The 13225-nt window shown below is 72.1% G+C and carries 13 protein-coding genes; 4 read left to right on the top strand and 9 right to left on the bottom strand.

Going from position 1 to position 13225, the window contains the following annotated elements:
* Positions 1-64: 64 nt before the first annotated feature.
* Positions 65-934, top strand: a complete 870-nt coding sequence (locus AC1Z4A_RS31565; RefSeq protein ID WP_483683302.1) for a class II glutamine amidotransferase — start codon at positions 65-67, stop codon at positions 932-934.
* A gap of 18 nt (positions 935-952) precedes the next feature.
* On the opposite strand, the gene AC1Z4A_RS31560 is transcribed toward AC1Z4A_RS31565, so the two are convergent.
* From AC1Z4A_RS31560 to AC1Z4A_RS31545, 4 genes are all read right to left on the bottom strand, one after another.
* Positions 953-1030, bottom strand: coding sequence for a hypothetical protein (locus AC1Z4A_RS31560; RefSeq protein WP_478071669.1), 78 nt, complete (start codon positions 1028-1030; stop codon positions 953-955).
* Positions 1031-1172: 142 nt separating this feature from the next.
* Positions 1173-1907: a transglycosylase SLT domain-containing protein gene (locus tag AC1Z4A_RS31555; RefSeq protein ID WP_483683206.1), complete on the bottom strand. Its 735-nt coding sequence runs from the start codon at positions 1905-1907 to the stop codon at positions 1173-1175.
* 324 nt (positions 1908-2231) lie between these two features.
* Positions 2232-3290: a cation diffusion facilitator family transporter gene (locus tag AC1Z4A_RS31550; RefSeq protein ID WP_483683301.1), complete on the bottom strand. Its 1059-nt coding sequence runs from the start codon at positions 3288-3290 to the stop codon at positions 2232-2234.
* Positions 3291-3367: 77 nt separating this feature from the next.
* The gene (locus AC1Z4A_RS31545; RefSeq protein ID WP_483683300.1) at positions 3368-5014 is read right to left on the bottom strand and encodes an adenosine deaminase; all 1647 of its coding nucleotides are present in this window, start codon (positions 5012-5014) and stop codon (positions 3368-3370) included.
* A 372-nt stretch (positions 5015-5386) separates the two neighbouring features.
* On the opposite strand from AC1Z4A_RS31545, the gene AC1Z4A_RS31540 reads away from it, so the two are divergent.
* Together AC1Z4A_RS31540 and AC1Z4A_RS31535 are read left to right on the top strand one after the other, a co-directional pair.
* A complete protein-coding gene (locus AC1Z4A_RS31540; protein WP_483683299.1) occupies positions 5387-6892 on the top strand; it encodes a M28 family metallopeptidase in 1506 nt (501 codons plus the stop codon).
* Positions 6893-6990: 98 nt separating this feature from the next.
* Positions 6991-8049, top strand: coding sequence for a cytochrome c oxidase assembly protein (locus tag AC1Z4A_RS31535; protein ID WP_483683298.1), 1059 nt, complete (start codon positions 6991-6993; stop codon positions 8047-8049).
* A gap of 52 nt (positions 8050-8101) precedes the next feature.
* Here the strand turns inward: AC1Z4A_RS31535 and AC1Z4A_RS31530 are convergent, their stop codons facing one another.
* From AC1Z4A_RS31530 to AC1Z4A_RS31510, 5 genes are all read right to left on the bottom strand, one after another.
* Positions 8102-8434 carry a hypothetical protein gene (locus tag AC1Z4A_RS31530; RefSeq protein WP_483683297.1) on the bottom strand — a complete coding sequence of 111 codons (333 nt, stop codon included), beginning with the start codon at positions 8432-8434 and terminating at the stop codon, positions 8102-8104.
* 68 nt (positions 8435-8502) lie between these two features.
* Positions 8503-9150 carry a maleylpyruvate isomerase family mycothiol-dependent enzyme gene (locus AC1Z4A_RS31525; protein WP_483683296.1) on the bottom strand — a complete coding sequence of 216 codons (648 nt, stop codon included), beginning with the start codon at positions 9148-9150 and terminating at the stop codon, positions 8503-8505.
* Positions 9151-9272: 122 nt separating this feature from the next.
* Positions 9273-10385 (bottom strand): DUF5954 family protein, encoded by a 1113-nt coding sequence (locus AC1Z4A_RS31520; RefSeq protein ID WP_483683295.1) that lies wholly within the window; start codon positions 10383-10385, stop codon positions 9273-9275.
* Positions 10386-10466: 81 nt separating this feature from the next.
* The gene (locus AC1Z4A_RS31515; RefSeq protein ID WP_483683294.1) at positions 10467-11138 is read right to left on the bottom strand and encodes a transglycosylase SLT domain-containing protein; all 672 of its coding nucleotides are present in this window, start codon (positions 11136-11138) and stop codon (positions 10467-10469) included.
* Between the two features lie 84 nt (positions 11139-11222).
* A complete protein-coding gene (locus tag AC1Z4A_RS31510) occupies positions 11223-11828 on the bottom strand; it encodes a TetR/AcrR family transcriptional regulator (protein ID WP_483683293.1) in 606 nt (201 codons plus the stop codon).
* A 162-nt stretch (positions 11829-11990) separates the two neighbouring features.
* Between AC1Z4A_RS31510 and AC1Z4A_RS31505 the strand changes: the two genes are divergently transcribed.
* Positions 11991-13217 (top strand): cytochrome P450, encoded by a 1227-nt coding sequence (locus AC1Z4A_RS31505; protein WP_483683292.1) that lies wholly within the window; start codon positions 11991-11993, stop codon positions 13215-13217.
* Positions 13218-13225: the final 8 nt, after the last annotated feature.

Here is a 13225-nt window from a genome sequence, read left to right as displayed (position 1 = left end):
GAGTGACTCGAGCGTTCCGGCCCGGCCGGGCCCGGGGAAGGGCCCGCAGAGAGGACGGTTTCCCATGTGCCGTTTGTTCGGCCTGAGCAGCGCCCCGCGGCGTACGCATGCCACCTTCTGGCTGCTGGACGCCCCCGACAGCCTCAGCCGCCAGAGCCACCGCGACCCCGACGGGACCGGGCTCGGCTGGTTCGACGCCGACGGCACCCCGCAGGTGCGCAAGGCGCCCGTCGCCGCCTACGAGGACCGGGAGTTCGCCGAGGAGGCCAAGCAGGTGGAGTCCGCGACCTTCGTGGCCCACATCCGCTTCGCCTCCACGGGCGGCCTCGACACCGGCAACACCCACCCCTTCCGGCAGGACGGCCGGCTGTTCGCCCACAACGGGGTGGTCGAAGGGCTCGACGAACTCGACGCGCACCTGGGCCCGGATCGTTCACTGGTCCACGGCGACACCGACTCCGAGCGGTTCTTCGCCCTTGTCACACGCGAGACCAGAGTGCTGGGCGGCGACGTCACCGCAGGCATCGAGCGGGCCGCCCGGTGGATCGCCGGCAACCTGCCCGTCTACTCCCTCAACCTCGTCCTCATCACCCGGGACGAGCTGTGGGCGCTGCGCTATCCCGAAACGCACGAGCTGTACGTGCTCCAGCGCCCGGCCGGCGGCCACCACGGCACCCGGCACCTGGACCACAGCGGCACCGCCGGGCGCATGCGCGTGCACTCCCACGACCTGACCGACAGCCCCGCCGTGGTCGTCGCCAGTGAAACGATGGACGACAACCCCGGCTGGCGCCTGATGGAACCCGGAGAACTTCTCCACGTCGGGCCGGATCTCGGCAGTACGCGCCGCATCGCGCTGCCCGACGGGCCCGCGCACCGCCTCACGCTCGACGATCTGCGACCGGAGGCGGCGGCGTCACAGCAACGGGCCTGACCGCGCCGGGATCCGTCCTCAGCACTGCGGCCGGCGGCCGTGGTTGGCGGCGTGGTTACGACGCGCCCTCTTCTTACGACGTCGCTTCGAGGACATGCCGACTCCTCTCCCTCTGACGTCTTTCACCCAACGTAGCCCCTTCACGGGTGCCTCGCCCGGCAGAGCCGGAGGGCGGCGGCGCCCCGGTGTGGGGTGCCGCCGCCCTCCGGCGGTGCGATGGTGTCTGTTCCGGCGTCTGTCAGTACGCGGAGTTGACGTTGTCCATGGAGCCGTACTTGTCGGCCGCGTACGCGCAGGAAGCGGTGATGTTGGCGACCGGGTCGTAGATGTTCCAGGACGTGCCCTCGACGTGATACGCCTTGAACGTCGGGTCGATGATCTGCAGCAGACCCTTCGACGGGATACCCGCAGCAGCGTTGACATCCCAGTTGTTGATCGCGTTCGGGTTACCCGTCGACTCACGCATCACATTGCGCTTGATGCCCTCGTAGGAGGCCGGGATGCCCTTGGCCTTCAGAATGTCCAGCGACTGCTGGATCCAGCCGTCCAGATTGTCCGCGTACTGCTTGGGAGCCGGGGCAGCCGGAGCGGCGGGAGCCTCGGTCTTGAGGGCCTTGCGCTCGGTGGAGCGGCTGGCAGCCTGCTTCGCAGCGCGCTCCTTGTCCGCCTTGGCCTTCGCCTCGGCACCGGCCTTCGCCTGGGCGGCGGCCTTGGCCTGGGCGGCGGCCCTGGTCTTGGCGGCGGCGTCCGTCTTGGCCTGGGTGGCGGCGGCGTCGGTGGCCTTGGCCAGCTCGGCCTGCTGCGTCTCACCGAAAGCCTCCGCGTTCCACGCCACCGTCTTCACCGCGGTGGCGTGGTCGGCAGCGGAGGCGTGGGGAACGACCGCGAACGCCAGGGCGGCGGCACCGGCAGCAACAATGCCGGCAGCGGAGAGCTTGTGGGTCTTGGGCAGAGCGGTATAAGCAGAGCGCATAACGGAGCAGGAACCTTCCCATCGCTTACGTCGCAGAGGCCGTCATTGGCGCGAAGAGAGCGCCGTTTCTCGGTCCACGGCGCCATGCGACTCCGCAATTGTTAGCGGCGGCGAAAGCCCCTGGCAAAGGTGTGACCTACGACCCGACCTCGTAATGAGATCCACCAAATATGCACCGAATGCCCGAATTGCACCCCAGGTAATGTCGCTACCCGTCCTCGTAGGTGATCTGGGTCTCATGGGCGGGCTCACACTCGGCCACACACTTACTCACCCTGGGTAGTCATGCGAACGCACATGGCATCCGGGCTCGGCAGGGCGCCCTCAGGTGGCAGGGGCGTGGTGGGCCAGGGCGGCGTGCGGATCGGCTCCGTCGGCGGTGTGATCCGTGTGGACGGTCGCGGCGGTCAGCCGGGGCACAGCGTGGATCAAGGCGTGTTCGGCTGCTACCGCGAGTTCATGGGCCTGGACCACCGTCAGGCGGGCGTCCACGACGATGTCGGTCTCGGCGTGCAGGACGTGCCCGATCCAGCGCATGCGGATCCGCCCGACGCCGCGCACCCCGGGCACCGTGCGCAGCGCGGTCTCGGCGGCGTCGACGAGTGCGGGGTCGACGGAGTCCATCAGGCGGCGGCAGACCTCGCGGGCGGCGTCCCTCAGCGCCAGCAGGATGGCGGCGGTGATGAGGAGCCCGATGACGGGGTCGGCGCGGTGCAGGCCGAGGGCGGCGCCGCCGGCGCCGAGGAGGACGGCCAGGGAGGTGAAGCCGTCGGTGCGGGCGTGCAGGCCGTCGGCAACCAGGGCCGCGGAGCCGATGCGGCGGCCGGTGCGGATGCGGTACCGGGCCACCCATTCGTTGCCGGCGAACCCGGCGGCGGCGGCCAGGGCCACCGCCCACAGGTGCGTCACCTCGTGGGGGTGCAGCAGCCGGTCGACCGCCGCGCAGGCTGCCAGGGCGGAGGAGGCGGCGATCGTGAGCACGACGGCCACCCCGGCCAGATCCTCGGCGCGGCCGTAGCCGTAGGTGTAGCGGCGGTTGGCCGCCCGCCGCCCGAGCGCGAACGCGATGCCCAGCGGGACGGCGGTCAGGGCGTCGGCGGCGTTGTGGACGGTGTCCCCGAGCAGGGAGACCGACCCCGAGAGTGCGACGACCGCCGCCTGGACCGCCGCGGTCAGGCCCAGGACGCCCAGCGAGAGCCACAGGGCGCGCATGCCCTCGCGGGAGGACTCCAGCGCCGCGTCGACCTTGTCCATGGCCTCATGGCCGTGCGGGGCGAGGGCATGGGCCATCCGGTGCCGCAGCCCCGCCCCGCGCGTCCCGCCGTGGCGGTGGGCGTGTGCCTCGGCACGGCCGAGGGGGTGAGCGTGCCGCTTCCCAGCCATACGGCTACCGTGGCACACGAATTCGATTGCGGCTACAACCGTCGTGCCCGTGCTGAGCAGGTGCAACTCATATGTAGTTACCAGGTGTTTGCAGCCCGCCGCGTCCAGGCGGCGTCGTGTGCACACCGCGCCTCGAAGGCGTGCCAGTCCGCCTCCATTTTCCACTGGAGGGCGGCCTTGGGGCTGGCGGCCAGGTACTTTCCGCAGCGGGCGCCGGGCCGTGCGCCCGGGCGCGGCACGTCGTTTCTGCACGGGGCGGCGAACGCGCGGTAGTCGTCCTGCCTCGCCCACAGGTTCCCGCCCTCGACGAAGGCGTGGTCCAGGGAGGCCCGGGTCAGGTTCCTCAGCTCGGCGACGGTCACGCCGTGCTCGGTGACGGCGCGGCGGAAGTCCGAGGTCAGGGTGGTGCGGCCGACTCCGGGGTCGTCGGAGGCCAGGGAGACGGGCACGCCCTTGTCCAGGTAGGTGCGCAGGGGGTGCCGGGCACCGCGCACGCGCAGGATCTGGTCGTTGCTGGTCAGGGGGATCTCGGCGAGGACGTGCCGGCGGCGCATGCGGTCGGCCAGGGCGCGGGGGCCCGTCTCGTGGGCGAGGTCGACGGCATGGCCGACGCGGTCGGCGTCGCCGAGGGCGGGGTCGACGGCCTGGCCGATGTGGAAGGCGAGGTCGCGGTCGCCGACGCCCGCCAGTCCCTTGACGAGTTCCCCGGCGTGCAGGCTGACGTGCACACCGGGTGACCGGGTCCGGAGGAACCGGGTCATCCGCATGTGCAGGGTGTAGTCGCGCAGGGCGATCGGGTCGTCCTCGGGCTCGGCGAGGTTGACCCCGACCACATGGCCGAGCTTCCGGTCGGCGAGCGCGAAGCCGAGGATCTGCTCGGCGAAGACGTGGCGGGGCGCCTGGGCCCGTCCGGCCTGGTATCCGAAGCGGATCACGACCCGGCAGGCGTCCTGGCCGGGCCGGCCGTCGCAGCCCAGTGCCTTGCGGTAGTCGCGGTGCATGTGGTCGAAGTCGGCCGCGCTGCGGCGGACGAGGTCCCGGAACCCGGGGTTCGAGGTCAGCGCGGCGTAGAACTCCGCGAGTCCGGACGCGCCGGGATCGCGCGGGTGGATGCGGTCGACGAGCCGGGCGAGCTGGTTGCTCTGCACCGTGTGGAGGGTCTCCACATAGGCCGTTCTCTCCCGTGCCGCGGTCCGGGCCACTTCGGCGAGCATGTCGGCGTCGTGCCCGTCGGCGGCGGGCGCGAACTTGCCGAACGTGGCGAAGAAGTGGTCGTGGCCGGGCTGCGGATCGCCGCCGGCCGGGAAGGGGAAGTCCTGCATCGACCAGGCCCGGACGACGTCGCGGCGGAACGCGCCGGGGGCCATGGCCTCCCGGGCCGGTCGCCGGCCGGCCGGGCAGGGCGCGCGGTCCGGTGTGACCTCGTAGGTCGTGGTGTCGATGCACTTGCCGTCCCGCGCCGCGTAGCCGATCAGGGACTCCGTGGCCACCGCGCCCGTCAAGTGATGGTGCAGATCACCGCCCTTGGGCAGCTCCGCCACGAACCGGGCCAGCTCTTCCGGGGAGTTCTGTACGCGCTCGAGGTATGCCTGGGTCTGTGCCATTGCGCCGCCGTGGCGTTCGGCGTCCGTGGGCCCGGCGGCCGCGGGCAGGGCCGCAGCCGTCAGCCACAGCGCAGTCAGCCCGGCCACCAGGGGCCACCGGCTCCCGCGTCTCCGCAGCATGTTCCGTTCCCTCTCTTCCAAGGAGCGACATCCGGCGCGGAGGTCCCTCCCCTTCCAGAGGCCCGGATATACCCCAAACGGCTCAGCAGAACCGGTCAACTCCCCTGACTCCGGGGCTGCCTTCGGCCGACCGCCGTGCCACCCGTCGTGTGGCCTGTTCCCCCCGGGTCCAACGCTGTTTCCTGTAGCGGCCATCGATACATGACCCCCACGTGGCGATCTTGTGTCATTGGCTGCTTATCGCTGCTCTGACCTGCCCGGATTCGGCTAGCGTCCGGTTCAGCAGCGATCGATCCGCGATCGCGATCCGCCACGAGCCCGGGCGTCCGGCCGCCGACAGCGGCCGCCCGCCCGGGCGCCGAAAGGACTTCTGTGCGCCCACACCTCGGCCGCCGGGCCATATCGGCCCTCGTCACCACGGCCGTCGCCACGCCCCTCCTGCTCGCCGCCGCCCCCGCCGCCGATGCCACCACCACGCCCACCGACCGGCAGCACAGACAGGCCGAGCAGCTCGCCAGGAAGCTGGTGAGGGCGTCCTCCGGGAAGAGCGCCTACCGCCACCTCAAGGCCCTGCAGGCCATCGCCGACGCCCACGACGGCAACCGCGCCGCCGGGACCGCCGGGCACGAGGCGTCCAGCGAGTACGTCCACCGGCTGCTGAAGAAGGCCGGTTACGACGTCTCGTACCAGGACTTCGACTTCTACGAGTCCAAGACGCTGCGCGAGAAGCTGACCGTGAACTCCCCCGAGCAGCGCGAAATCCAGGTCGCCGCCTACAAGTTCAGCAAGGCGTCCCCCGCGGGCGGTCTGACGGCCCCGCTGGCCGCGGCCCGGGTGGACGCCACTCCGGGCTGCGAGCCGGAGGACTACGCCTCCGGCGGCTTCACCGGAAAGATCGCCCTGGTCAAGCGCGGCGCCTGCACCTTCCAGCAGAAGGAGGCGGTGGCCGCCAAGGCGGGCGCGGCCGGGATCGTCGTCTACAACCACTCCGGCACCGCGCCGGCGCACGGCACGGTCGAGGACCCCGCCAACGCGCACATCCCGGCCGGCGGGATCTCCCAGGCCGACGGCGAGGCGCTGGCCGCGGCCCTCGCCAAGGGCGAGGTGACCGTCACCCTGGACGTGGCCACCGAGGCGGTCAAGCGCCGGACCCGCAACGTGATCGCCGAGACCCGGCAGGGGAGCCCCGACCACGTCGTGACGCTCGGGAGCCACCTCGACTCGGTGCCCGCGGGGCCGGGCATCAACGACAACGGCTCCGGTTCCGCCGGCCTGCTCGAGGTCGCGCTCAAGCTCGCGGAGCAGACGCGGAAGAAGGGGCAGCAGCCCACCAACAAGATCCGGTTCGCCTGGTGGTCGGGCGAGGAGCTGGGGCTCCTCGGCTCGCAGCACTACGTCTCCCACCTCGACGAGAAGCAGCGCAAGCAGATCGCCCTCTATCTGAACTTCGACATGATCGCCTCGCCCAACCCGGTCGAGTTCGTCTACGACGGCGACGACTCCGACCACAAGGGCCAGGGCCCGGGCCCGCAGGGCTCCGCACAGATCGAGCGCCTCATCAACGGCTACCTGGACCGCACGGGCACGCCCCACGAGGGCACCGACTTCGACGGCCGCTCCGACTACGGCCCGTTCATCGGCGTCGGCATTCCGGCGGGCGGTACGTTCACCGGTGCCGAGGGCATCAAGACCAAGGAGCAGGCGGCCCGGTTCGGGGGCACGGCGGGCGCCGCCTACGACCCGAACTACCACGCCAAGGGCGACAACCTCGGCAACCTCGACCTCAAGGCGTTCGACACCAACATCGACGTCATCGCGCACGCGGTCGGCATCTACGCCCACGACCTCAGCTCGCTGAGCGAGCCGGTCAAGGGCTGATCGGCAAAGCGCTCCCCCGCTCATCGCAAAGGGGAGGAAATATCCGGAACCCGCCCGTAGATCGTTTGCGGGCGGGTTTACGCTGACCCCTCGTGGCAATGGCAAGCACTCTCCTCGCATCCGGCCCCGCAGCCCTCGCGCTGCCGGAACCGACCCCCGGCCGGCTGGCCGGCACCTGGCAGGCCGACCCGTTCGGGATCGCCGCCGTGCTGCTGCTGGGCGGGCTCTACGGCTGGGGCGTGCTCCGCGCGAGACGTCGCGGAAAGCACTGGTCCGCGGCCCGCACCGCCGCCTTCGCGGTGCTCGGCCTGGGGACGATCGCCGTGGCGACGATGTCCTCGCTCGCGGTCTACGGCCATGTGCTCTTCTGGCCGGCCGCCGTGCAGAACATCCTGCTCGACCTCGTCGCCCCGCTCGGGCTCGCGCTCGGCGACCCGCTGGCGCTGGCACGGCTGGCACTGCCCGAGCGGGCGGCGGACCGACTGGGCCGGGCCCTGCGCGGCCGCGTGCTGCGCGTCCTGACGTTCCCCGTGATCAGCACGGTCCTCGTGCTCGCCTCGGAGCTGTCGATCTACTTCACGCCGTACTTCGGGGCGGCGCTGCGCAACGGCACGGTCCACTCCCTGATGTACCTCCAGCTGCTGCTGTCCGGGTCCCTGTTCGTCCTGCCCATGCTCAGCCGCGAGGACCTCGTGCCCGCCTGGTGCACGCATCCGCTGCGGGCGCTGTTCGTCTTCGTCGACGGCCTCGTGGACGCGGTCCCCGGCATCCTCGTGATGACCAGCAGCACGCGGATCGCGGGCGAGTGGTACGCAGCGCGGCAGCCGGGCTGGGGCCCGGGGCCGGACCGGGACCAGGTGCTGGGCGGCGGTCTGATGCTGGGCATCGCCGAACTCGTGGGGCTGCCGTTCCTCATCGCGGTGTTCGTGGAGTGGGTGCGCGCGGAGCGGGCCAGGACCGCGGAACTCGACCGGCGCCTCGACGCGGAAGCGGCCCTGGCCGCGCCTCCGGCCGCCCCGGCTGCGACCGCTCCGGAGGCGACGGCGGAGGCCCCGGCAGCCGGGCCCGTACCCGTGCCGGAGGTCACCCGCCCCTGGTGGGAGACCGACCAGGGGATCGTGGGCGAGCGCTTCCGGCAGAGCCGGGGCGCGCGCTGACGTCCGCACGCCCCCGTACGCCGGGCCCCGGCCGGATTGGGGTTCGCTCTTTTCAGGAGCCCGGGTGCCGACGGTCGGCTGCCAGTGCCGCGCAGGCCACTGCCGCCACCGCCCCGGCCGCCAGGAAGCCCCGATGAGATCGCCAGGACAGCACGGACCACCGTGACTGGGCGGACAGCAGGGAGCCGGTGCTCAGCCAGGAGCCGGCCGAGACGGCGGAGAGGGCGGAGCCGATCGAGCCGATCGACAGGGCGCTGCCGACCGACCCGACGGACAGGACCGATCCCACCGAGCCGATCGAGAGCACAGAGCCCACCGAACCGATCGACAGCACGGAGTCCCGCGACCACAGGGACAACGGAGAATCTGCAGCATGCTTGGACATGCGTTGATCGTAAGGCGCGAACTCGGCAATCCGGCAGCCGCCCCGTGGCGTTGGGGATGCAGCGGGCCTCAGGCGATGACGAAGCGCTCGCTCGGCTCGCCGCGCAGCCGCCCCGGCGGCAGCTTGCGGCCGTAGGCGAGCAGCAGGAGGTCCTGGGCGGCCCCGGAGAGGGTCACGCCGGTGCCGAAGGACCAGTCGAGATCGTCGGCCTGGAGCCGGATGCCGTCGAGCTCGGCCCCGAAGAACTTGAGGCTCCTGGAGTCGACGGCGTCCAGGACCATGCGCAGGCGGTCCTCGGGGACCTTGCGGTCCAGGCCCAGGGGGACCGTGATGTCCAGGCCGTGGACCACGTCGTGGGCCAGCGCCAGCACGATCCCGCCGACGGGCGGCTTCCAGGGGTGGTGCGCGTTGTCCCTGAGGAAGGCGGCCAGCTCCCGCCGCGAGAAGGCGGCCGCGTCCCGGCGGGCGCACCGGTCGGTCATCCGGTGGATGCTGCCGCGCGCCTTCACGAGTTCCGCGGCCACCTTGGGCAGCGAGTACCGGAATCCCTGCGACATGTGCGCGGCGGTCTCCTGCACGCGCCAGCCCGCGCACAGGCTGGGCGCGTCCCAGTCCCCGGCCGACAGCCCGTCCAGCAGGTCGGCCAGTTCCCGGCGTTCGGCTGCGATGGCGGCTTTGACGTCCCCTGTCGTTCTCGGCTGCGTTGCGTCTCCCATGACCCAAGAATCTCTGCGTTGTCGTCAGAAGTCCAAGAGCTTGTGCTTCTGGCAGCAGGAAGCAACGCTTATGGAAACCAGGGCCTTTGATGCCTCTGATGCCTCTGATGTCTTTGATGCACTCAGCGCCCCGTCCGGCGGGCCTTCCGGCGGGCTTCCTCCTCGTGGAAGAGGTCGGCCAGCCGCTGGGTGTGCTCGTCGAGTTCGATGGGCGCGTTCTCGTCGTCGGTGTCGATTCCCTGGGCGCGGAGCCGCTGTTCCTGCACCATCACCGGGGGCGTGGAGTCCGGATCGGAGGGGCGCGGTCCCTCCGGGCCGTCCGGGCCGATGCGCACCAGGCGTTCCATCCGCACCACCCTGAACCGCAGGGAGCAGACCTCCAGTTCGTTGCACCGCTCCGCGTCCAGGCGGTCCGCGGCGGCCGCGTACGGCGTGCGCTCCTCGGGGGTGAGGCCGTGCTGCCAGGGGATGAGGACGCGGAGCTTCATGGCCAGGGAGTCCCGTGCCCCCTGGGGGGTGGTCGAGGTTCCTGCGGAGTCCGGCCGCCAGCCGCCGTCCTCGTGCTCGGCCGTCCCGAAGGTCGCGGGCAGCAGCACGCCTCCCGGGTGGGTCTCGGTGGCGCGCACGGAGTCCTCGCGGACGGCCCTGGGCACGGTGCCCTCCTTGCGGACGAGGGAGAGCAGCTCCATGCGGAGGATGCCCTCCGACATGCCGGTCGCGGTGAACGGGTCGATGACGAACCCGGCCGCGGGGTCCGGGGCGCGGTGGGACTCGCCCGCCTCCATGGGGTCCGGATCGGTGGGCCGGGGAAGTTCGGGCCCCTGCGGCCCGCTGCGGAGGAAGCGCTCCGCTCTCACGACCCGGTAGCGGGCGCCCTGTACGGTCAGTTCGTCGACCGCTTCCCAGTCCGTTCGCTCCGCCGCCTTCGTGTACGCGTCCCGGCCGGCCCCGTCGCCGGCTTCCAGGGCTGCTCCGGCCGCCATGCGGAAGACCGAGCCCATGGAGTCGCGGGCTTCCTGCGGCTCCACGCAGGAGAACGAGGAGACCAGCTCCCAGCCGCCCTCCGCCCGCTCCTTCGCCACCCCGAAGACGGGGCAGCCGGCCAGGAGGATGTCCGGATACCTCTGCCGGGCCCGCCAGGCCTCGGCATCCGCGAGCGAGGCGACGGGCTCCTCCGGAACCGTGATCCGGATCTTGCGGTACGCGGGGACGTTCTCCCCATCCAGCTCGGTCATGCCCTCAGGGTGCCGCGCGCACCGCGGACTTCGCAGCCGAACGGCCACTCAGGGAGCCGGACCCGCTGCCGCCCCGCCCGCTCACCGCGAGCGCCGCACGGCCTCTCCGGCCTTGTTCCAGTTGCCGTGGAGGCGGTCCAGGTAGGAGCGGGCCATCGGGCCGGGCTTCGCTCCCCTTGCGAAGGCGAGCATGTTGCCCGCGCCGGTGTTGTAGCCCAGGGCCAGCAGCTCGTCCTTCGTGTAGGTGCCCGACGGCTCCGCCGGCAGCTGCGCGGCGAGGTCGTGCAGGTACCAGGCGGCGGCCTCGACGGCCAGGTCCGGGTCGTCGGGCAGTTCCTCCCATGACCGTCCGGCGAAGTCGCGGTCCTGCTTGGTGTCGTCGAAGGCCGCCTTGTGCATGTTCGCGATGCCGAAGGCGGAGTCCGGCTTCATCCGCTGCCAGGCCCGCTCCAGGTCCGGGTCGTGCGGCTTGTACGACTCGTTGTAGAGGATCGCCATGAGCAGTTGCGGGTTCACCCCGGCCCGGCTCGCGTGGGTGACGACCCGGGCGGCGTAGCGGGCGGGGTCGTTGTCGGCCGCGCGGGCGGAGGAGGACGGGCCCGGCGCGCTCGCCGACCCGAGGCCCCGGGAGTCGGGCGAGGGCCGGGTGTCCCCTCGTACGTCGCAGGCCGCGACGGTGCCGGCCAGGACCACGGCCGCGGCGAAGCGCGGCCAACGGGGCCGGTGGCTCCCCTGGTGACGAGACGCCTTCACTGTCCGCCTCCCACTGCGGTTCCACGTTCCCACGAACTCTTGCCGCATTGCGCAACTGTACAACTACGAATACCGGCGGGCTCGTCATCCGTGGGGGTCCTGCTCCGCCGGGCGGGTTTCCGGCAGCCGTTCCAGGAGCGTCCGGGACGCGTCCAGCATCAGCCGGCACACCTGTTCAGGATCCGCCCCGGCCAGCGGCTCCTGGCGGACGACCAGGCGGGTGAGCCCGATGCCGAGCATCCAGGCGAGGACGAGCGCGGAGCGCAGCTCGGCGTCCTCGGCGTCGGTGAGGCCCGCGAGCACGCGGGTGTACTCCTCGCTCAGGTGCCGGCTGGTGCGTGCGGCCTCGTCGTCGCCTCCGGCGGAGCGCAGGAACACCTCCAGGGAGCGGTCCTTGTGCGGGGTGTCGCCGGAGGTGAGCAGGGAGCGCAGGGCCGTCTCCAGGAGCATCTCGGGCGGCGTCCGGCCCAGCTGTCTGCGGCCGTCGAGCGCCACGACCTCGCCGAAGAGGGCGGTCTTGGAGCCGAAGTAGCGGAAGAGCAGGGCCTGGTTGACGCCGGCCCGGGCGGCTATGGCCCGCACGGTGGTGCGGTCGTAGCCCCGCTCCGCGAAGAGCGCGGCCGCCGCTTCGACGAGCAGCCGCCGGGTCGTTGCGGCGTCGCGCCGGCGCGTGCACCTGCCGTCGGTCATGCCCGCTCCTCCCAACCGGCCCGCGGGCCAACCCGCCCTTGGCAGGGCGCCATTGACGTGCTTTCTACCCCGTCCTACGTTTTTGTAAGCAGGCGCTTACATCCGATGCATCCGATGCATCCGATCCAGGCGCTCTCCGCGCCCGCGAGGGAAAGGGGTCCGATGTCCACCTCACACGACGCCCCCCACGACGCCCCCCACGACACCTCCCGCGACGATCCCGCCGCCTATCCCTTCAACCAGGCCGCCGGGCTCGCCCTGTCGGGAAAGTACGAGCAGGCGCGCGGCGGCCGGGGCCTGCTGCGCGTCCGGTTGCCCTACGGCGAGCCGGCCTGGCTCGTCACCCGGTACGCGGACGCCCGGCTCGTGCTGGGCGACCGCCGGTTCAGCCGGGCTGCCGCCGCCGCGCACGACGAGCCGCGCCAGTCGCCGGGGCGGAGCGACGGCGGTCTGCTCACGCTGGACCCGCCCGATCACACCCGGCTGCGCACCCTGGTGGCGAAGGCGTTCACCCTGCAGCGCATGGAGCGGCTGCGGCCGGGCATCCGTGCCCTGGCCGAGGGCCTGCTGGACGAGATGACGGCGGCGGGCCCGCCCGCGGACCTGGTCGAGGACTACGCGCTGCCGATACCCGTCGTCGTGATCTGCCGGCTGCTGGGCGTCCCCGAGGCGGACCGCCCGCTGTTCCGCAAGTGGAGCGACGACGCCCTGTCGACCAGCTCGCTCACCGCGGAGGAGTCGGCCGCCAGCCGGGCGGAGCTGCGGGCGTACATGGCCGGGCTGATCGCCGGGCACCGCGCCCGGCCCACCGACGACCTGATGACCGCGCTGATCGAGGCGCGGGACGAGACCGACCGGCTGTCCGAGCTGGAGCTGATCGACCTGTGCGTGGCCGTCCTGGTCGCGGGCCATGAGACGACGGCGACGCAGATCCCCAACTTCGTGTGCACCCTGCTCGGCAATCCCGGCGAGCTGGCGCGGCTGCGCGAGGACCCGGAGCTGATCCCCGGCGCGGTCGAGGAGCTGCTGCGCTTTGTGCCCCTGGGCATGGCCGCGGGCATGCCCCGCTATGCCACGCAGGACGTCGAGGTGGGCGGCACGCTGGTGCGGGCGGGAGAGCCGGTCCTGGTGTCCCTGGGCGCCGCCAACCGCGACGCGCTGCGCTTCCCCTCGCCCGAGCGGCTCGACGTCGGCCGGCCGGGCAACCAGCACCTGGGCTTCGGCCACGGCGTCCATCACTGCCTGGGCGCGCCCCTGGCCCGGGTGGAGCTTCAGGAGGCGCTGCGCGCCCTGATCCTGCGGCTGCCGGGCCTCCATGTGGCCGGGGACATCGTATGGAAGACGCAGATGCTGGTGCGCGGGCCGCGCTCGATGCCGGTGGGCTGGTGAGCCGTGCG

This window comes from Streptomyces sp. 17_S59 (assembly GCF_056930295.1).
Note: the sequence above shows the minus strand (reverse complement) of the source record. Positions and strands in the feature narration are given on the sequence as shown.

Excerpts from the sequence above, each read along its gene's own strand:
- AC1Z4A_RS31505 (WP_483683292.1), top strand. The coding sequence starts at position 11,991 with ATGTCCACCTCACACGACGCCCCCCACGACGCCCCCCACGACACCTCC.
- AC1Z4A_RS31545 (WP_483683300.1), bottom strand. The coding sequence starts at position 5,014 with ATGCTGCGGAGACGCGGGAGCCGGTGGCCCCTGGTGGCCGGGCTGACT.
- AC1Z4A_RS31530 (WP_483683297.1), bottom strand. The coding sequence starts at position 8,434 with ATGTCCAAGCATGCTGCAGATTCTCCGTTGTCCCTGTGGTCGCGGGAC.
- AC1Z4A_RS31560 (WP_478071669.1), bottom strand. The coding sequence starts at position 1,030 with ATGTCCTCGAAGCGACGTCGTAAGAAGAGGGCGCGTCGTAACCACGCC.
- AC1Z4A_RS31550 (WP_483683301.1), bottom strand. The coding sequence starts at position 3,290 with ATGGCTGGGAAGCGGCACGCTCACCCCCTCGGCCGTGCCGAGGCACAC.
- AC1Z4A_RS31565 (WP_483683302.1), top strand. The coding sequence starts at position 65 with ATGTGCCGTTTGTTCGGCCTGAGCAGCGCCCCGCGGCGTACGCATGCC.
- AC1Z4A_RS31555 (WP_483683206.1), bottom strand. The coding sequence starts at position 1,907 with ATGCGCTCTGCTTATACCGCTCTGCCCAAGACCCACAAGCTCTCCGCT.
- AC1Z4A_RS31535 (WP_483683298.1), top strand. The coding sequence starts at position 6,991 with ATGGCAAGCACTCTCCTCGCATCCGGCCCCGCAGCCCTCGCGCTGCCG.
- AC1Z4A_RS31520 (WP_483683295.1), bottom strand. The coding sequence starts at position 10,385 with ATGACCGAGCTGGATGGGGAGAACGTCCCCGCGTACCGCAAGATCCGG.
- AC1Z4A_RS31510 (WP_483683293.1), bottom strand. The coding sequence starts at position 11,828 with ATGACCGACGGCAGGTGCACGCGCCGGCGCGACGCCGCAACGACCCGG.
- AC1Z4A_RS31525 (WP_483683296.1), bottom strand. The coding sequence starts at position 9,150 with ATGGGAGACGCAACGCAGCCGAGAACGACAGGGGACGTCAAAGCCGCC.